Source organism: Stutzerimonas sp. VN223-3 (assembly GCF_045999685.1).
GTDB classification, from domain to species: domain Bacteria; phylum Pseudomonadota; class Gammaproteobacteria; order Pseudomonadales; family Pseudomonadaceae; genus Stutzerimonas; species Stutzerimonas stutzeri_AR.
Map to the genome: position 1 here is coordinate 1,186,159 of NZ_RBEC01000002.1, position 18,258 is coordinate 1,204,416.

General features: G+C 62.0%; 16 protein-coding genes and 1 pseudogene. 6 read left to right on the plus strand and 11 right to left on the minus strand.

Annotation, left to right across the window (positions count from 1 at the left end):
* Positions 1-10: 10 nt before the first annotated feature.
* The 6 genes from miaB to D7241_RS14115 all read right to left on the minus strand — a co-directional run bounded on the left by miaB (position 11) and on the right by D7241_RS14115 (position 5,597).
* Positions 11-1,351, minus strand: coding sequence for a tRNA (N6-isopentenyl adenosine(37)-C2)-methylthiotransferase MiaB (miaB, locus tag D7241_RS14090; protein WP_408102033.1), 1,341 nt, complete (start codon positions 1,349-1,351; stop codon positions 11-13).
* A 149-nt stretch (positions 1,352-1,500) separates the two neighbouring features.
* Entirely contained in the window at positions 1,501-2,043 is a 543-nt protein-coding gene (locus tag D7241_RS14095) for a tetratricopeptide repeat protein (protein WP_408102034.1), read from the minus strand.
* Between the two features lie 121 nt (positions 2,044-2,164).
* On the minus strand, positions 2,165-2,794 hold the full coding sequence (locus tag D7241_RS14100; RefSeq protein WP_408102035.1) for a hypothetical protein: 630 nt from the start codon (positions 2,792-2,794) through the stop codon (positions 2,165-2,167).
* Complete coding sequence (hemL, locus tag D7241_RS14105; protein WP_408102036.1) at positions 2,794-4,083, minus strand: glutamate-1-semialdehyde 2,1-aminomutase; 1,290 nt, start codon at positions 4,081-4,083, stop codon at positions 2,794-2,796. Before hemL ends, D7241_RS14100 begins: the two co-directional genes overlap by 1 nt.
* A gap of 70 nt (positions 4,084-4,153) precedes the next feature.
* A complete protein-coding gene (gene thiE, locus D7241_RS14110) occupies positions 4,154-4,795 on the minus strand; it encodes a thiamine phosphate synthase (protein WP_408102037.1) in 642 nt (213 codons plus the stop codon).
* Positions 4,796-4,802: 7 nt separating this feature from the next.
* Positions 4,803-5,597 (minus strand): hydroxymethylpyrimidine/phosphomethylpyrimidine kinase, encoded by a 795-nt coding sequence (locus tag D7241_RS14115; RefSeq protein WP_408102038.1) that lies wholly within the window; start codon positions 5,595-5,597, stop codon positions 4,803-4,805.
* 266 nt (positions 5,598-5,863) lie between these two features.
* On the opposite strand from D7241_RS14115, the pseudogene D7241_RS14120 reads away from it, so the two are divergent.
* The 3 genes and pseudogenes from D7241_RS14120 to amn all read left to right on the plus strand — a co-directional run.
* Positions 5,864-7,789 (plus strand): annotated as a pseudogene (locus D7241_RS14120) (7TM diverse intracellular signaling domain-containing protein); the annotation flags it as partial.
* A gap of 281 nt (positions 7,790-8,070) precedes the next feature.
* On the plus strand, positions 8,071-9,720 hold the full coding sequence (locus tag D7241_RS14125) for an acyl-CoA dehydrogenase family protein (protein ID WP_408102039.1): 1,650 nt from the start codon (positions 8,071-8,073) through the stop codon (positions 9,718-9,720).
* A gap of 186 nt (positions 9,721-9,906) precedes the next feature.
* Positions 9,907-11,379, plus strand: a complete 1,473-nt coding sequence (amn, locus tag D7241_RS14130) for an AMP nucleosidase (protein ID WP_408102040.1) — start codon at positions 9,907-9,909, stop codon at positions 11,377-11,379.
* Between the two features lie 97 nt (positions 11,380-11,476).
* On the opposite strand, the gene D7241_RS14135 is transcribed toward amn, so the two are convergent.
* The 5 genes from D7241_RS14135 to D7241_RS14155 all read right to left on the minus strand — a co-directional run bounded on the left by D7241_RS14135 (position 11,477) and on the right by D7241_RS14155 (position 14,900).
* Positions 11,477-12,049, minus strand: coding sequence for a HupE/UreJ family protein (locus tag D7241_RS14135; protein ID WP_408102041.1), 573 nt, complete (start codon positions 12,047-12,049; stop codon positions 11,477-11,479).
* A gap of 181 nt (positions 12,050-12,230) precedes the next feature.
* The gene (gene ureG / locus D7241_RS14140; protein WP_255977462.1) at positions 12,231-12,845 is read right to left on the minus strand and encodes an urease accessory protein UreG; all 615 of its coding nucleotides are present in this window, start codon (positions 12,843-12,845) and stop codon (positions 12,231-12,233) included.
* A gap of 232 nt (positions 12,846-13,077) precedes the next feature.
* Positions 13,078-13,755 (minus strand): urease accessory protein UreF, encoded by a 678-nt coding sequence (locus D7241_RS14145; protein WP_408102042.1) that lies wholly within the window; start codon positions 13,753-13,755, stop codon positions 13,078-13,080.
* Complete coding sequence (ureE, locus tag D7241_RS14150) at positions 13,752-14,252, minus strand: urease accessory protein UreE (RefSeq protein WP_255977457.1); 501 nt, start codon at positions 14,250-14,252, stop codon at positions 13,752-13,754. Before ureE ends, D7241_RS14145 begins: the two co-directional genes overlap by 4 nt.
* 165 nt (positions 14,253-14,417) lie before the next feature.
* A complete protein-coding gene (locus tag D7241_RS14155; protein ID WP_408102334.1) occupies positions 14,418-14,900 on the minus strand; it encodes a GNAT family N-acetyltransferase in 483 nt (160 codons plus the stop codon).
* Positions 14,901-15,219: 319 nt separating this feature from the next.
* Between D7241_RS14155 and D7241_RS14160 the strand changes: the two genes are divergently transcribed.
* From D7241_RS14160 to D7241_RS14170, 3 genes are all read left to right on the plus strand, one after another.
* A complete protein-coding gene (locus D7241_RS14160; RefSeq protein ID WP_408102043.1) occupies positions 15,220-16,092 on the plus strand; it encodes a DMT family transporter in 873 nt (290 codons plus the stop codon).
* 97 nt (positions 16,093-16,189) lie between these two features.
* Positions 16,190-17,053 carry an oxaloacetate decarboxylase gene (locus D7241_RS14165; protein ID WP_408102044.1) on the plus strand — a complete coding sequence of 288 codons (864 nt, stop codon included), beginning with the start codon at positions 16,190-16,192 and terminating at the stop codon, positions 17,051-17,053.
* A 52-nt stretch (positions 17,054-17,105) separates the two neighbouring features.
* Complete coding sequence (locus D7241_RS14170; protein ID WP_408102045.1) at positions 17,106-18,257, plus strand: MFS transporter; 1,152 nt, start codon at positions 17,106-17,108, stop codon at positions 18,255-18,257.
* The last annotated feature ends 1 nt before the right edge of the window (position 18,258 follow it).

The window sequence follows — 18,258 nt, forward strand, 5'->3', positions numbered from 1 at the left end:
CGGCCTGCTTTCAGCCCACCGCCTGCTCATGCAGCGTGCCGCGCAAGGAATGTGGCAGAGCGTCGTCGATATGCACATCGACGAACTGACCGATCAACCGCGGATTGTCACAACGGAAATTAACAATACGGTTGTGCTCGGTACGGCCCTGAAGCATGCCTGGGTCTTTCTTAGAGTAATCCGTGACCAGAATGCGCTGGCGGGTACCCACCATCCGTCGGCTGTTCTCGAAGCCTTGTTGATTGATCCGCTGCTGCAGGATCGCCAAGCGCTGCTTCTTGACTTCGTCCGGCGTCTCGTCTGTCAGATCCGCTGCCGGTGTGCCGGGCCGCGAGCTGTAGACGAAGGAGTAGGAGAAGTCGAAGCCGATGTCTTCGATCAGCTTCATGGTCTGCTCGAAGTCTTTCTCCGTCTCGCCGGGGAAGCCGACAATGAAATCCGAACTGATCAGAATGTCCGGCACCGCCGCCTTGAGTTTGCGAATGCGGGATTTGTATTCCAGCGCCGTGTGGTTGCGCTTCATCGCTGCGAGAATACGGTCAGAGCCGGCCTGTACCGGAAGATGCAGATATTTCACCAGTTCCGGCACCTCGGCATGGGCCTGGATCAACGCGTCCGAAAATTCCAGCGGGTGGCTGGTGGTGTAGCGGATGCGGTCGATGCCATCGACGGCTGCTACCACGCGGATCAGTTCGGCGAGGTCGGCGACTCGCCCGTCATGGGTAGCGCCACGGTAGCCGTTGACGTTCTGACCGAGCAGCGTGACTTCGCGGACGCCGTTTTCGGCCAGGTGAATCACCTCGGCAAGCACGTCGTCGAAGGGCCGGCTGACTTCCTCGCCGCGGGTGTAGGGCACAACGCAAAAGGTGCAGTACTTGCTGCAGCCTTCCATGACCGAGACGAAGGCTGTTGGGCCGTCGACACGTGGCTCCGGCAGACGGTCGAATTTTTCGATTTCCGGGAAGGAAATGTCCACCTGCGGTTTTTTCGTGGTGCGTGCCGCGTCGATCATTTCCGGCAGGCGGTGCAAGGTTTGCGGGCCGAACACCACATCTACGTAGGGCGCACGGTCGCGGATCGCCGCGCCTTCCTGGCTCGCCACGCAGCCGCCGACACCGATGACCAGCTGCGGGTTGTCCAATTTCAGTTCACGCCAGCGTCCCAGCTGAGAGAAAACTTTCTCCTGTGCCTTTTCACGAATCGAGCAGGTGTTGAGCAGGATCACGTCGGCTTCTGCCGGATTTGTAGTGATCTCGAGGGGTTGCTGCTCGCCCAGCAGATCCACCATGCGCGAGCTGTCATACTCGTTCATCTGGCAGCCGTGGGTTTCGATATAGAGCTTGCGGGTCATGTTACGGGCCGGCGTTGTGCAAAAAATGACCGGCGATTATACGGCCAGGACGTGGACGATAAAAGCGAAAGCGCAGGAGGCTGAAAGCTGAAACGAGTAAAGAGGCTCGAACACATGGAAAGCTCTGATGCGGTCAAGCCTCAAGCCCGTTACTGCTCGAAAGGTTTGTTCTCGCCAGCGGTTTGCAGGTCCGTCAGGTAGTCGCGGAAGATCTGTCCTAGCACCTGAGTGGCGATTTCCAGCTCGTCGCGGCGCATCTGCGCCGATACGCGATCAGCGGTGTCGAGTGCTTCCTCTTCGCCGTTGACCGCCGACATTTTCAGCACCACGTAAGCTTGTACGTTATTTGCCGGCACGCCTTCGCCGCGAAAGAACATCACGCCGAGGCGGTGTTGGGCGAGAGCGTGGCCTTGTAACGAGGCCTGCTCGAACCAGTGCAACGCTTTGGTCAGGTCGCGAGGCGTGCGGCGACCGTCGTAATGGTACTCGCCGAGCTCGTAGGCAGCCTGTAGGTCGCCTTCGCTGGCGGCCTGCTCACAGGCGCGCAGGGCTTCATGCATCTCTTCCGGGACGGTGTTGAGAGCGCAACGGGAAGTCGTCGGGATCAGCAACGAATTGCCACCCGCCATGGCCAGCGGGGGCGAGAGAAGCAGCAGGCAGCCAAGGGCCAGGCTGCGGCCGGTGCGAGTCATGAATCAAGGCGCCTCGAAGATCAGGGCGGTGACTGAAAGTCCGGCGCAAAACGAGCCGACCGTCACATTATGGATAAGCTATCGCCGGCTTACAAAGGCTTTGATGGTCGCGCCCAGCTTTTTATGCGGGTGTGGGGGTTTCCTCGCGAAGATTGCCAGGCAGGTGTAGCAACAGCCAGGCGATGATGGGGCTCGCCAGCGCCAGACAGAACTGCTGATAACCGCCGAGCGGGTTGTTGCCGATCGATAGTCCGGTCCAAGGCAACAGTGCCAACATCAGAGCGCCGCCCGCCACGCCAGCGAAGGCTTGCAGGCGCGCCGGCCATTGCAGCAGGCCTGCATAAATCACCAACAGCGCACTGAGCAGGCCTAACGAAAAGGCGTACGGTGCGCTCCAGCCGAACTGCCGGGCGAGTTCGAAAAAAGCGCACAGGCCGATTACTACGCGGCCCCAGGTCGGCCGGCTCCAGATCCATTTGCGGCCCAGGGTCAATGCGACCACACCGACCAGTGGCAAGCCGAGCAGCAGGGTTGCCTGCAACAGCCAGCGCTCTGCTTCGAGGGTGTCGAGGCCTAACGCTAGTCTTGCGACGGCACAGGCTCCTGTTCCGGCCGCCAGGCTGAAAGCGAGCAGAGCGCAGAACAGTGCGGGCTGGTCGGGTTCGCCGTAGCCGCGCCGCGCACTACCGATCCAAATTGCACTGACCAGCGCGGCCAATGACAGCAACGAGGCTTGCAGCAGCTCGGGCATCAGGCTGATTTCAGTTTGGCAAAGGCGCGCTCGGCGGCATCGAGGGTCAGCTGAAGCTCCGTGTCGCCATGCGCGATAGAAGTGAAGCCGGCCTCGAATGCACTCGGTGCCAGATAGACGCCGCCCTCGAGCATCAGATGGAAGAATCGCTTGAAGCGCCCGGCATCGCTGGTCATCACGTCGTCGAAGGTGACGATGTCGTCCGCCTCGCTGAAATACAGGCCGAACATGCCGCCGACCTGGGTAGTAACGAATGGGATACCTGCTGCCATCGCACGCTCCTTGAGGCCTTGCAGCATGCGGGTGGTGTAGTCGGTAAGTTCGTCGTGAAAGCCGGGGCGATTGATCAGCTTGAGCGTGGTCAGGCCAGCGGCCATCGCCAGCGGGTTACCGGACAGGGTGCCGGCCTGGTAGACCGGGCCGAGCGGAGCGATGCATTCCATGATTGCGCGCTTGCCGCCGAAGCAGCCGACCGGCATGCCGCCGCCGATGATCTTGCCGAAGGTAGTCAGGTCAGGGGTCACGCCGTAGTAGGCCTGAGCGCCACCGAGGGCGACGCGGAAACCTGTCATTACTTCGTCGAAGATCAGCACCACGCCGTGCTTGTCACATTGCGCGCGCAGCCCCTGCAAAAAGCCAGGCGCCGGCGGCACGCAGTTCATATTGCCGGCGACTGGCTCGACAATGATGCACGCCACATCGCTGCCAACCTCGGCAAGCATTTGCTCGACTGCCGCAAGATCGTTATACGGCAGCGTCAGGGTGTGTTTGGCGAACGCGGCCGGCACGCCAGCGGAACTGGGCACGCCTTGGGTCAGGGCACCGGAACCGGCCTTGACCAGCAGGCTGTCGGAGTGACCGTGATAGCAACCTTCGAACTTGATGATGCTGTCGCGGCCGGTATAGCCGCGGGCCAGACGGATCGCGCTCATGGTCGCTTCGGTACCGGAGCTGACCATACGCATCATGTCCATCGACGGAACCAGGCTGCAGACCAGTTCGGCCATCTCGGTTTCCATGGCGGTCGGCGCGCCATAGGACAAACCGTGCTCGAGCTGGCGGCGCACCGCATCGAGCACCTCGGGATGGCTGTGGCCGAGAATCATCGGACCCCAGGAGCCGACGTAATCGACATAGCGCCTGTCGTCCTCGTCCGTGACGTAGGCGCCTTCGGCGTGTTTGAGAAACAGCGGTGTGCCGCCGACGCTCTTGAATGCGCGTACCGGCGAATTGACGCCGCCCGGGATGTAGTTCTGGGCATTGGCGAAGAGGGTTTCGGAACGGGACATGCGGAGCCTCTCGATACGGGAATACAGAAATACAGGTTGTTGGGGGCAACGATTGCAGTCGGGCAAATGGTCAATGCCCCACGAACAGCTCACTGAACGCGCGTGCGCGGCGTTCGACTTCGCTCGCCGACTCGGCCGCAAACAGTGCGTGCACCACAGCGATCAGACTGGCGCCGTGGGCAATCAGATTCGGCGCGTTTTCCAGTTTCACGCCGCCGATCGCGGTGATCGGCAGGTTGAAACGCTGGCGCGCCTGCCCGAGCAGTTCCAGCGTGGCTGCCGGAGCGCCGGGCTTGGTGTTGGAGTCGAAGAATCGGCCGAACGCGATATAGCTGGCGCCTTCGGCAACGGCCTGTTCGGCCAGCTCCAGTTGCGCATGGCAAGTCGCGCCGATGATCGCCTTGCGCCCGAGCAAGGCACGTGCAGCGGAAAGCGATCCGTCTCCCTGCCCCAAATGCAGCCCAGCGCCAAGACGCGCGGCCAGCTCGGCGTCATCGTTGATGATCAGTTGCGCGCCGTGGCGGTCGCACAGTTCGCGAAGCGCCTCGGCCTCACGCAGGCGACGGGCGTCATCGCTGGATTTGTCGCGGTATTGCAGCAGGCAAGCGCCGCCTTTCAAGGCCGCTTCGGCGTACGGCAGCAGACGTCCATCGGCTAGCAACGTGCTGTCGGTAATGGCGTAGAGGCCGCGCAGCTTGGTGTTGTCTTTCATTTCAGCCTCAGCTCAAGTCCAGCGGCAGCCGGCGCGGAATGTACTGTCCGCGGCCCGGTGCTTCGGCGTCACGCAAGGTGCGCCAGGTGTAATCGAGGGCGGACTTCACTGCGCTGGCAAGCCCTTCGCCAAGGGCCAGGCGGCCGGCGAGAGCGCTCGCCAGGGTGCAGCCGGAGCCGTGGTAACTACCCGGGAGGCGTTGGCAGCTGAAGTCGTGCTGACTACCGTCGCGGGAATAGAGGCGGTTGTGCACCTCGGTCTCGTCGCCATGTCCGCCGGTAATCAGCAGGTGGCGGATATAGGGAAGCAGCTTTTCGGCGCATTCATCGGCGCTGCCTTCAGGCAACTCGGCGAGGATTCGCGCTTCGGGCAAGTTCGGGGTAGCGATGGTGGCCACTGGGAACAATTGCTCGCGCATGGCATAGCCGACTTCGTCTTTGCCCAGGGCGCCGCCGCCACCGGCGCGCAGCACCGGGTCGCAAATCAGCGGCACGCCGGGTAGCTTCTGCATGATTTCAAGTACCGTCTCGACCATTTCTACCGAGCCGAGCATTCCCAGCTTGACCGCGGCAACCGGCAAGTCTGCGATGACGGCATTGGTCTGGGCCAGCACCCAGTCGCGATCGAGAACGCGGAAATCGCTCACATCGACGGTATCCTGCACGGTCAATGCAGTGACGGCCGGGGCCGCATGACAACCCTGAGCGATCAGGGCTTCGATGTCTGCCTGTAGTCCGGCACCGCCACTCGGGTCGTGGCCGGAAAGGCAGAGAACGACAGGGCGGGAGCAAGGGCCGGTCATCGAATGGGTTCCCCGATATGTGCGTAGTGGGATTGGCCGGGGCGAGGCACAGCCAGATTTTCGTGGCGTGCGAGCTTATCACCAATCATCCTGGCCGGCTTGGGCAGACGATTGGCGATGTTGCCAAATTCAACCGCTAGGCAGGACAAAGCTTGCTGCTGGTTCGTTGGTTAAAAGGTCATGCTAAAGTGCCACCATTTTTTAGGGCCTCGTGTCTTCAGGGGAGCCGGATTCTCCTGACGCGGCTCGACAGGTTTTTCATTGCCATGCGCCACTTCCTTATATTCATTCTCGGTCTGCTGCCGACTCTGGCGAGCGCAGTCGAGCTCGACGAAAGCACCCGGCGCTTGCCGTTGGGACAGGTAATGGCTGTGCTGGAAGATCCCACCCGGGACGCCAGCATCGACGACGTGCTTGCGCTCGATGAGGCCGGGCGCTTCGTCGACCATCACGAGGACGTGCTCAACGCGGGTTATTCGCGTTCGGCCTTCTGGTTGCGTGTCGATCTGCAATACCGCGTCGATCGATCCAGCGAGCGCAGTCGCTGGTGGCTGGAACTGGCTTACCCGCCGCTGGATCATCTGGACCTGTATCTGCCGGATGGCCAAGGTGGTTACCACCTTGCCCAGCAGAGTGGCGACGCGCTGCCGTTCAGCGAACGGCAGATCAAACAGCGCAATCATCTATTCGAATTGGAGCTGCCGCCCAATCAACCGCAGCGCGTCTATCTGAGGTTGGAAAGCCAGGGTTCGATCCAGGTGCCGCTGACATTATGGGCGCCGTTGGCCTACCTGGAAGAGCAGTCGGCGCATATCTATGTGCTGGCGGTCATCTACGGTGTGCTGCTGGTGATGCTGGTTTACAACCTGTTCATCTATCTCAGCGTCCGCGACGGCAGCTACCTTTATTACATTCTTTATATCGGCTCGTTCGGCCTTTACCAGGTGTCGGTCAACGGCTTGGGCGTGCAGTATTTCTGGCCGGACTCACCGTGGTGGGCCAATGCATCCACACCGTTTCTGATCGGTGCGGCTGGCGTCTTCGGTTGTCAGTTCGCCCGCAGTTTTCTGCACACCCGCACGCACAGCCCATGGATAGACGGGACGCTGATAGCGCTGATGGGCCTCGGTGTGCTGACGATGGTGCTGTCGCTGACCTCCAGCTACGCGCTGGCGCTGCGTCTGGCGACCTTCTTGGCACTGTGGTTCATCCTGGCGATCTTCGTTGCGGGCATCGTTGCCTGGTATCGGGGAATGCGCGTCGCGCGCTATTTCCTGATCGCTTGGACGACCTTTCTGATCGGTGGGCAAATCAACACCCTGATGGTCCTGGGCTATCTGCCGCATAACTTTTTCACTATGTATGCGGGGCAGATCGGCTCCGCCATCGAAGTGGCTCTGTTGTCGCTCGCGCTGGCCGACCGGATCAACGCGATGAAGGAAGAGCGCGCCCTGATGCTGGAGGAGACGGGCCGCCAACTGGAAGAGATGAACCGTGAGCTGGCCGAAAGCAACCGCCTCAAGGATCAATTCCTGGCCAACGTAACCCATGAATTGCGCACCCCGATGCATGGAATTATTGGCAGTCTCGACCTGATGCGAACGCTGGAGCTGAACAGCGAACTGGAGCAATACCAGCGCATCGCGACCGGCTCGGCGCGCGATATGATGCGGCTGGTCAACGACATACTCGCCCTGACCGAACTGCAGGCAGGAAAGCTCCAGGTGCGCAAGGAGCCGTTCGGGCTGCGGACGATGGTCGACGAGCTGTACATGCTCTACGGGGCCCGTGCGGCTGCGCGCGGGTTGAACTTCGATCTTCAGATGAGCAATCAACTGCCCGATGCCCTGGTGGGCGATGTTGCCAAACTGAAGCAGAGCCTCGGTTACCTGCTCGACAACGCCATCAAATTTACCCTGCAGGGTGGCGTGACGTTGGCGATGAATGGGCATGAAGAAGATCAGTCCCGGTTCGTTCTGGAGGTGGAGGTGATCGATACCGGCGTCGGTTTCGAAGCGCCCACCGACGACTCGCTTTACCAATACTTCCGCCAGCTGGACGGCAGCATGACCCGACAGTACGGTGGCCTCGGTATTGGCCTTTCGCTGTGTCGGCAGCTTATCGAGTTGCAGGGCGGAAGCATTGCGTACCATTCCGAGCCGGGCCGCGGCAGTCACTTTCAGGTGCGCCTGCCGTTCCAGCTGTCCTGAAGGCTCGACCGGCACTCGCCCGATATAAGAGTTGCAAGGAATTGCGTGGCGTAACCGCTGAGGCGAATTCGCTTCGCAGGTTGGCCGAAACCGCGCTTTTTCAACGCGATCATGCGTGCTTCACTTCTTCTCGTGGATCGTCGCGAGAGCTGGTCCGCATCGGCCCGGCAATGATCAAACGGTGAGCGGAGCAATTCCCGGTAACACCGCAGCGCGTCTTCAGCCAGGCCGATTTGTCGCTTCCGCCTGCCGAGGAGACCGCCATGAGCTTGCATCAATACGCCGAAACCCACGAGGTGCTGAATCAGGTGCCGCCACTGGACGGCGTAAACCTGTATCGCCTTGATCTGCCGTTGCAGGAATGGGTGCGACGTTACAAGGGCGGCTGGGCCGAATCGCGGCTCGACACCTATGGCGCGCTGGCAGGCGGCCCCTTGATGACGGCGGGCTTTCTCGCCAACGAAAACAAGCCGGTATTCAAAAGCCATGACCGCTACGGTCATCGCATCGACTTAGTGGAATTTCATCCGGCCTACCACGAGTTGATGCGCACGGCGATCGCCCATGGCATCCCCTCGCTGCCTTGGACCGACCCACAACCCGGCGCCCAAGTGGCGCGTGCAGCGTTGATGTATCTGCACAACCAGGCCGAATCCGGCAGCAGCTGCCCGCTGACCATGACCTACGCCAGCGTGCCCGCGCTGCGCCTGCAAGCCGGTATCGGCGATCTCTGGTTGCCGAAAATACTCAGCCGTGAATACGACCCGCGCAACCTGCCGATGGAGCAGAAGGCCGGCGTGACCATCGGCATGGCCATGACCGAGAAACAGGGCGGCACCGACGTGCGCGCCAACACCACGCGTGCCCACGCGGTCGGCGCTGCAGGCCCGGGGCAACTCTACGAACTGATCGGGCACAAGTGGTTTTGCTCGGCGCCGATGTGCGATGCCTTCCTCACCCTGGCGCAGACCGACAACGGCCTGTCCTGCTTCCTGCTGCCGCGGCACCGCCCTGATGGTACCCGCAACCAGTTCTACATCCAGCGGCTGAAAAACAAGCTGGGCAATTGGTCGAATGCCTCCAGCGAGGTCGAGTATCGCGGTGCTCTAGCCTGGATGATCGGCGAGGAAGGGCGCGGCGTGCCGACCATCATCGAGATGGTTTCCTCGACCCGTTTCGACTGCATGATCGGCTCCAGTTCGTTGATGCGGCAGGCATTGACCCAAGCCATGCACCACTGCGCGCATCGCCAGGTGGGCGGTCGCGTGCTGGCCGAGCAACCGCTGATGCAAAACGTGTTGGCTGATCTGGCCCTGGAAAGCGAGGCCGCGTTGGCGCTGACCATGCGCATGGGCCGCGCGCTGGATAATTCCTTCGACGAACAAGAAGAAAAGTTCGCCCGGCTGGTTACGGCGATCGGCAAATACTGGATCTGCAAGCGCGCGCCAGAAATGATCGCCGAGGCCAGCGAATGCCTGGGCGGCGCCGGCTACGTCGAAGACACCATCATGCCGCGGCTGTATCGCGAGGCGCCGGTGAACTCCATCTGGGAGGGTTCCGGCAACGTGCAGTGCCTGGACGTGCTGCGCGCGCTATCGAAGGAAACCGGTGTGCTCGACGTGCTGTTCGCCGAACTCGGTGATGGCCACGGCGATGCGCGGCTGCAGGCACATATCGGCCGGTTGCAGACTGCCTTCGCCGATACCGGCGACATCCAATACCGCGCCCGTCAGCTCACCGAAGACGTCGCCGTCGCGCTGCAGGCCAAGCTGCTGCTCGAAGCCGGAAACAGCGCGGTATCTGATGCCTTCATCGCCAGTCGCCTGGAGGGGCATGGGAGGGCGTACGGGACATTGCCGCGCGGAGTGGATATCAGCGCGTTATTGGCACGAAGTGCGCCGTTTATCGAGTGACTGGACCGCAGCGACACGGCGTCCTTGGCAAGGATGCGGACGCACCGTGTCGATATTGATGGGTGCGATGCTTAGGTCGAGGGAGTGCTACCTCCACGCTCGCCGATAAACAGTCGGCCGTCGGTGCTACCGCTGTCATCAAGCAGCAGGCAAGATGGCTTCAACGACTGAACAAGGAAGCCCATCATGAATCTAGCCGGCGATACCTTTCGCATTGCCACCTGCGCTGCAGCGGCCGTGGACTACCTTGCCGAGCTGCATCAGCAAGCCACCCGTTCGCTAAACCAGGCGCTTAAGCGCTACGTCAAGACGCGTGAGGAGCCGAGCGCAGCCGAGCGCGCGCTGTTCCGCTATCCCGAGTTGCGCCTGACCTACGAATGCCATGGCGAAGTGCCTGCCTCCACGCGTGCCTACGCCAAGGTGCAGGCGCCGGGTGTCTACAGCGTCACCGTGACCCATCCGGCGGCGTTTCGCAGCTATCTGCTCGACCAGTTGCGACCGTTGATGCGGGACTTCGGCGTGAAGGTGGAGGTCGGCATCAGCGCCCGCAACATTCCCTATCCCTATGTCATCGAGCAGGGCGACGAGCTCGCCGGCACTGGTGTGACCGCCGCGGAGCTGGCGCGGGTATTCCCCAGCACCGATCTGTCCGCCGCCACCGATGACATCGCCGATGGGCTGTACGATTGGGAGCACGCCGACCCTTACCCGCTGGCCTTGTTCGACGGCGCGCGGGTGGATTTCTCCCTGCGCCGGCTGGTGCATTACACCGGTAGCGACTGGCGCCACGTGCAGCCATGGATTCTGTTGACCAACTACCACCGCTATGTCGACCAGTTCATCCGCCACGGCCTGGACATGCTGCGCGACGATACCCGCTTCGTGCGCATGGTATTGCCGGGCAATGTGGTCATCGAGCGAGGTATGGAAGAGGGCGAAGCCCAGGCGATCATCGGCAGCGTGGTCTGGCATCGCTACCAGATGCCGGCCTATCACTTGCACGCAGACGATGGCGACGGCGTCACCCTGGTCAACATCGGCGTCGGTCCGTCGAATGCGAAGAACATCACCGATCACCTGGCCGTGCTGCGCCCCCATTGCTGGTTGATGATTGGCCATTGCGGCGGGCTGCGGCAGTCGCAGTCGATCGGTGATTACGTGCTGGCCCACGCCTATATGCGCCGCGACGGCATTCTCGACCGCGTGCTGCCGCCGCACATTCCGCTGCCGGCGCTGGCTGAAGTGCAGCAAGCGCTGCAGGAAGCCGCCGCGCAGGTTACTGGTGACAAGGGCGAGGCGTTGAAGAAGCGCCTGCGCACCGGCACCGTGCTGACTTATGACGACCGCAACTGGGAATTGCGCTGGGCACAGGAGCGACCGCTGATCAACCTTTCGCGTGCCGTGGCGGTGGATATGGAAAGCGGCACCATTGCTGCCCAGGGCTATCGCCTGCGGGTGCCCTACGGCACGTTGCTATGCGTCTCGGACAAGCCGCTGCACAGCGAGATCAAGCTGCCGGGCTCGGCCAACGCGTTCTACGAACGCGCCGTGACCCAGCACTTGAAGATCGGCATCGCCGCGCTCGATCTGCTGCGCAATCAGCTCAACTCGTTGCATTCACGCAAACTGCGCAGCTTCGACGAGCCGCCGTTCCGCTAGCGGCAAACGGCACACATGGAAAGCAGAAAGCCCGAGAAAAACTCGGGCTTTCTGCTTCGTTCGCATCGCCACTAGAAGCGAGTGTCTTGTCGCCGTTTCACGCGGCCAGCAGCCAGGCACCGGTCAATGCCGAGGCGGCGCCAGCGATTCGCACCAATGGTGCGGCCGCTAGCGGCAGGTTGCGCGCGATGGCGTAGCCGGCGGTATGCAGCGCGGCGGTGGCTGCAACGAAGCCGGCCGCATAGCCCCAGGGGCTGGACAGCGCCGGCAGTTCCAGGCCATGAGCCACGCCATGGCTGAGTGCGAACAGTGCGGTCAGTCCCGCTGCAACCGTCAGCGGCGGACGTACCGCCAGCGCTACCAGCAGCCCGAGCGCCAATACCGAGCCGGCAATGCCGGTTTCCATCAAGGGAATTTCGATCCCTGCAAAACCGAACAGACCACCGAGCAGCATGGTAGCGACGAAGGTCAACGGCAGCGCCCAGCGCGCCTTGCCTTGTTGCTGGGCCGCCCAGAGGCCGACAGCAATCATTGCCAGTAAATGATCGAGACCGAAGATCGGGTGGGCGATACCGGAAATCAGACCTGCGTGATCGTGACCGGGATGGGCGAAAGCCAATGCCGGGCTGAGCAGCAGGGCGGACGTGACAATAATTCTTTGCAGGTTCATGCGGTTTTCCTCTGGTTTTGCATGGAAGGTGGCTAGGGAACGCCAAGCTGTTATTGCGAAGCCCGGCACACCCGCTTCGAGCCAGCTCGCCTCTACAGGCCAGTAGTGGTTGTTGTAGGAGCAGCTTGCTGGCGAAGCTCTTCGAGCGGATCTCGGCCACTTTGCGAGCAGATCAAATGGGTCAGGCGGCGCTGAGCATTCCCTGTTTCTCGATGAAAGCGATGATCTCGTCGAGCCCCTGGCCGACCTTCTGGTTGCTGAACACGAAGGGCTTGTCACCGCGCATCTTGCGGGTATCGCGGTCCATAACCTCCAGCGAGGCGCCGACCATTGGCGCCAGATCGATCTTGTTGATCACCAATAGATCGGACTTGCAGATGCCCGGCCCGCCCTTGCGCGGCAGCTTGTCGCCCGCCGAGACGTCGATCACGTAGATGGTCAGATCGGACAGTTCAGGGCTAAAGGTGGCGGAAAGATTGTCGCCGCCAGATTCGACGATGATCAGGTCGAGGCCAGGGAAGCGCCGGTTGAGCTGGTCGACGGCTTCCAGGTTGATCGAGGCGTCTTCGCGGATTGCCGTGTGAGGGCAACCGCCGGTTTCAACGCCGATGATTCGTTCCGGTGCCAGGGCCTCGTTGCGCACCAGAAACTGGGCGTCTTCCTGGGTGTAGATGTCGTTGGTTACTACTGCGAGGTTGTAACGCTCGCGCAGGGCGAGACACAGGGCGAGGGTCAGCGCGGTCTTGCCTGAGCCGACCGGGCCGCCGATGCCGACACGCAGGGGTTGGGTGTTCATGGTCTGTTTCCTCTTTTGAAAGCTGCACTCAGCGGGGGCGCGTCGGTGTACGGTTTTCTCGCAATTAGGTTTTGGTAGGAGCGAGCATGCTCGCGAACCGGGTTTGCGCGCGACGGATGTTCGGGGCGCCGCAACAACCATGGCAGGCGTATCAGATTGCGTCGGGTCAGACGCACAAGGGGGGCCTGCTCTTGCCCATTCGCGAGCAAGCTCGCTCCTACAATCGGGGTAATCACGACCTGAACAGCCGGCTGTATTGACGCTCATGCGCCATGCTCGCCAGCGCGAACCCGAAGGCGGCGCTGCCCCAATGTTCCGGCGTGATATCGCTCGCCTCGCGCTGTGCCCGCTGCAGCGTAGGCAGCAATTCGGACGTCAGCCGTTGGGCCGCTTGCTGTCCCAGCGGCAGCGTTTTCATCAGCACCGCCAACTGATTCTCCAGCCAGCCCCAGAGCCAGGCGCCGAGCGCATCTTGCGGGGCGATGCTCCAGGCGCGAGCGGCGAGCGCCCAGCCCAGCGCCAGTCCGGGTTCCTCGATGCGTTCGAATAGCGTCCGCGCCGCGTCGTCCAGTTCCGGCAGGTTGTTCAGCAGCTGCTTCAACGAGTAACCCATCTGCCGGCTTTCCAGGCGCAGCTCTCGGGTTTCACGGCTGGCGCGATGGCGCGCTGTCAGGTGTTCCAGCTCGCGCCAGTCTTCGGCTGCGGCGGCTTCGCAATGGGCCAGCAACAGCGGTGCTTCGAAGCGAGCCAGGTTGAGCAGCAACTGGTCGGCGAGCCATCGGCGGGCGCTGGGCTCGTCATGCACCAAGGCACGTTCCACGGCGATTTCCAAGCCCTGGGAGTAGCTGTAGCCGCCAATCGGCAGCTGCGGGCTTGCAAGTCGCAGCAATGCGAACGCAGCCGGATTCACGTGCGCACACCAAACTGGTGCAGGCGCGGCGCGTAACTGAATTCGGCTTCGCCGGCATGGGAATGGTGATGGCCACCACCGTAGGCGCCGTGTTCCGGCTGGAAGGGCGCTTCGAGGGCTTCGACGCTGGCGCCGAGCTGCAGCAGCATGTCCTTGAGCACGTAGTCGTCGAGCAGGCGCAGCCAGCCGTCACCGACTTGCAGCGCGACGTGGCGATTGCCCAGATGATAGGCGGCGCGAGTCAGCTCGAAGGCACTGGCGCAGGTGACATGTAGCAACTGCTCGGGCCGCGCGCGCACTGCAACGACGCGGCCGTCTACGGCCAGCAGGAGCTCGCCGTCGCACAGCGGCGGCTGGCCGCGTTCGAGAAAAAGGCCGACGTCTTCACCTTGAGTGGTGAAGCAGCGCAGGCGTGACTTGCTGCGCGCCTCGTAGGTCAATTCCAGTTCGGCGTCGAAGTGAGCTTGTGGGGCAGTGCGTTGATGAATGACCAGCATGGGCGGTTCCGGTTGTACCAATGGGTACAAGCAGAGCAAGGCCCTTGCCAACCTTGTGTGACGGATGCGTCATGCGGGTTCCGGCAGTACGGAATGCGTGAAAATGGGGCTCGTGCTGTTTCGCCATGGTGCGCGTGGCGCCGTAGCGCATCATATTGGTGCGAATCAGTGCAGCGCTCGCACCATGTAAACCGCGGGAATTTGATAACTAGCGAGGTTGCTCGCCTGCGGTTGCTCCAGCTCGGTGTGCGCGGCATAGCCGAGGCGGGACCAGAACGCTTCCGAATCTTGCACGGAAACCAGCGCCGAATAACGCAACTGCTGGGTCTTGGCTTGCTCGAGGTTTTTCTGCACCAGCGCCGGGCCGATGCCACGACCGCTGGCGCGACGGGAGACGGCGAGGTCGTGCAGATACAGGCAGTCGGCTTCATCGTGGCGCTGGAATGCGCCATCCAGCGGAGTCACCTTGCCTACGCGTGAGTGATAGGCGAAGAGATAGGCACAGACGCCAAGGGCATCTTCGGCCACCCAGGCCAACTGAGGGCAGGCGGCGAGGCGGGCGCGGATCACCGCTTCGTCTTCGAGGATTTCGGCGGCGTAGGATTCTTCCTGAATCGACATCACGGCAGGAATATCGCGTACCTGCATCGCTCTCAACTTGAACATTTGAAAAAAACTCGAACGGACTCGGGCCGCCAAAGCGGCCCGCGAAGGGCCGGCGATCATACGCGATTGGTTGCCAAATGGTGAGCCAGCCGACGGAGGGCCGCCAATTCGCGGTGCGGAGCCGGCAGGTACTTGATGAGCTCGAGCCTGACGATGTCGTGAAGATTCCCCTAGCGCATATAGCGCAGCGCTAACGCTTTTCCCATTCGACGCCTGGTTGGTTCATTGAACGTGACGACTGACGTGATGCCGATTTGTAGGCATAATGGTTAGGTTGCTACCTATCGTCGCGGTTCTCCCTTTGAACAACTCGCACCAGCCGTTGCTTGGCGTCCTGCTCATCCTCTTCTCGTGCATGATCCTCGCCACGCACGATGGGCTGTCCAAGTACCTGACGCAGCTCTACCCGGTCTTTCTGGTGATCTGGGCGCGCTACATGGCGCAGACGATTCTGATGTTCACGCTTTTCACGCCGCGCATGGGTCGCCGCGTGTTCCATACGCTGCGCCCAAAGCTGCAGCTGTGTCGCGGGCTGAGCCTGGTCTGCGTGAGCATGCTGTTCATCAGCGGTTTGCATTACATTCCGCTGGCCGAGGCCACCGCGGTCATCTTCCTGACGCCGTTGCTAGTGACCATCGCCTCGGCATTGTTGGGCGAACGCGTCAGCCGCAGTCAGTGGTTCGCGGTGGGTTGCGGTTTGCTCGGCGTGATGATCATCGTGCGGCCCGGCGGTGCGCTATTCACCCCGGCGATTCTGCTGCCGTTCAGCGCGGCGCTGAGTTTTACCGTTTATCAATTAATTACGCGCCGGCTCAGCGCCACCGATCACCCGGTGACCAGCAACTTCCTCACCAGCCTGGTGGGCAGCCTGGTGATGAGTGTGCTGGTGATTTTCAACTGGCAGACGCCGACGCTGCATGACGCGCTGATGATGGCGGCACTGGGCGCCATGGCCATGAGCGGCCATCTATTGCTGACCAATGCGTTCCGCTTTGCCAGCGCGGCTGCTCTGGCGCCGTTTACCTATTCGCAGATTATTTTCGCTGGAGTGGTGGGTTTGATTGCCTTTGGCCACGTGCCGGATCTCGGCGCGATTGTCGGCATGGGGATCATTATCGCCAGCGGGTTGGTCATGGCCTATGTACAGGGCCGCCAGCCACGACCACCGATATGAAATACGCGGATGTGCCGTTGGGCCATCCGCGCGGCTTCCAACACTTGACCGAACGAGGGCGACTGGCCCTTGCGTGCGCTTTATCAGGTAGAAAAACATGCAACGAATTTCTCATCACACCTTGCGCAGCGAATTTCGTCGGCTTCTGGCCTCGGACCGCTGCTACCACACCGCTTCGGTATTCGATCCGATGTCCGCACGTATCGCCGCCGATCTCGAATTCGAAGTCGGCATTCTCGGCGGCTCGGTCGCCTCGCTTCAGGTACTGGCGGCGCCGGACTTCGCGCTGATCACCCTCAGCGAATTCGTCGAGCAGGCCACCCGTATCGGTCGCGTATCGCGCTTGCCGATCATCGCTGACGCCGATCACGGCTACGGCAATGCGCTCAATGTAATGCGCACCGTGGTCGAGCTGGAGCGCGCCGGAATCGCTGCGCTGACCATTGAGGACACTCTGTTGCCGGCCAAATTCGGCCGTAAGTCCACCGACCTGATCGGCATGTTCGAGGCGGTCGGCAAGATCCGTGCGGCGCTCGAGGCGCGCATCGATCCCGAGTTGAGCATCATTGCTCGCACCAATGCCGGAGTAATCGGCCTGGAAGAAGTGATCGCCCGCGTGCAGGCCTACGAGGCGGCCGGGGCCGACGGCATTTGCCTGGTTGGCATCGAAGATTTCGAGCAGCTCGAGCAGGTTGCCGCAAAGCTCAGCGTACCGCTGATGCTGGTCACCTACGGCAACCCGCGCCTGCGCGACAATGAGCGGCTGGCCGCCCTCGGCGTGCGCATCGTGGTCAACGGCCACGCCGCCTACTTCGCCGCGATCAAGGCGACCTACGACTGCCTGCGCGAGCAACGCCAGATCGACGCGTCGGATCTGAATGCTTCGCAGCTGTCGGTGAAATATTCCACCGCCGACGAGTACATGGTCTGGGCCGAGGAATACATGCAGGTCAAGGAATAACCACCCCTGCGCTCAGAGCCACCGCACTGCCGCCACCGTTAATGGAGATCCGATGAGTCCACGCCTGCTGACCTTCATGGTGGCTTTCGCCGCGTTTCTCGGACCCTTCACCCAGACGGTTTATGCGCCGATCCTGCCGGAGTTGGGAGCGGCGCTGCAGACCACGCCGTTTCTGATCAACCTCAGCATCTCCATTTTCACGCTGGTGCTGGCGGTTATGCAGATCGTCTATGGGCCGGTGGTCGATCGCAGCGGGCGCAAGCGCATCCTGCTCATTGGGTTGGTGGTGTACATCATCGCCTCGCTGGGCTGCTTTCTTGCGCCAAATATCGAGACGCTGCTGGTGTTTCGCGCGCTGCAGGCGGTGGGCATCGCCGCGGGAGCGGTGGTGGCGGTCACGGTCATCGGCGACCGCTTCGAAGGCGCGGCTCGCGGACGGGCGATGGGCTCGTTCCAAATGATGGTGGCGCTGGGGCCGGTGGTTGGCCCGGTGGTAGGCGGCTTCATCGGCGAGCACGTGGATTTCCACTACGTCTTTCTGCTGCTGGCCGTGGTGGGTGGCGTTGCGCTGCTGGCTAATGCGATCTGGCTGCAGGAGACGCGTCCTGCAGGCGGAGCTCCAAAAGCTTTTCATCCCGCCGAATATCTCGATGTACTGCGCAACCGCCCAGGCCTGGCGATCATGCTGCTGAGCTTCGTGCAGTACTACGCCTTCTATAACTACTTGGTGTTCATGCCGCGCGTCCTCGATACCACCTATGGCCTGAGTGCCAGTGAGAAGGGGCTGGTATTTCTGCCGCTGTCGATCGCCGTAGTGGTCGGCAGCTTCCTCGGCGGTCGGCTACTGGGGCGCTGGCGACCGCAGCCGATGCTGGTGACGACGGCTGCGTTGAACGCGCTCAGTCTGTTGCTGTTTCTCGGTGTCGCGCAGTGGTCGCTTGCCGCATTAGTCGTGGCGGTCAGCGCGTTCGGCCTGTTCCTCGGGCTGTCGCTGCCGGTGCAGACCAGCCTGCTGATGGATCTGTACCAGCACAATCGCGCCACCGCCGTAGGCAGCTACAACTTCTTCCGCTTCATGGGAATGGCCACCGGCCCGGTGCTGGGGTCCTGGCTATACCAGGGCGGCAATCTCAGTCTGCTCTACGGCTTTGCCGCCGCGGCGTTCCTGCTGGCCGTGCTCCACGCGCGGATGCGGCTTCGCTAAC

Coding starts and splice junctions, on each gene's coding strand:
- D7241_RS14100 (WP_408102035.1), bottom strand. CDS start 2,794: ATGCCCGAGCTGCTGCAAGCCTCGTTGCTGTCATTGGCCGCGCTGGTC.
- miaB (WP_408102033.1), bottom strand. CDS start 1,351: ATGACCCGCAAGCTCTATATCGAAACCCACGGCTGCCAGATGAACGAG.
- D7241_RS14115 (WP_408102038.1), bottom strand. CDS start 5,597: ATGACCGGCCCTTGCTCCCGCCCTGTCGTTCTCTGCCTTTCCGGCCAC.
- D7241_RS14135 (WP_408102041.1), bottom strand. CDS start 12,049: ATGAACCTGCAAAGAATTATTGTCACGTCCGCCCTGCTGCTCAGCCCG.
- hemL (WP_408102036.1), bottom strand. CDS start 4,083: ATGTCCCGTTCCGAAACCCTCTTCGCCAATGCCCAGAACTACATCCCG.
- D7241_RS14165 (WP_408102044.1), top strand. CDS start 16,190: ATGCAACGAATTTCTCATCACACCTTGCGCAGCGAATTTCGTCGGCTT.
- D7241_RS14125 (WP_408102039.1), top strand. CDS start 8,071: ATGAGCTTGCATCAATACGCCGAAACCCACGAGGTGCTGAATCAGGTG.
- ureE (WP_255977457.1), bottom strand. CDS start 14,252: ATGCTGGTCATTCATCAACGCACTGCCCCACAAGCTCACTTCGACGCC.
- ureG (WP_255977462.1), bottom strand. CDS start 12,845: ATGAACACCCAACCCCTGCGTGTCGGCATCGGCGGCCCGGTCGGCTCA.
- D7241_RS14170 (WP_408102045.1), top strand. CDS start 17,106: ATGAGTCCACGCCTGCTGACCTTCATGGTGGCTTTCGCCGCGTTTCTC.
- amn (WP_408102040.1), top strand. CDS start 9,907: ATGAATCTAGCCGGCGATACCTTTCGCATTGCCACCTGCGCTGCAGCG.
- D7241_RS14095 (WP_408102034.1), bottom strand. CDS start 2,043: ATGACTCGCACCGGCCGCAGCCTGGCCCTTGGCTGCCTGCTGCTTCTC.
- thiE (WP_408102037.1), bottom strand. CDS start 4,795: ATGAAAGACAACACCAAGCTGCGCGGCCTCTACGCCATTACCGACAGC.
- D7241_RS14155 (WP_408102334.1), bottom strand. CDS start 14,900: ATGCAGGTACGCGATATTCCTGCCGTGATGTCGATTCAGGAAGAATCC.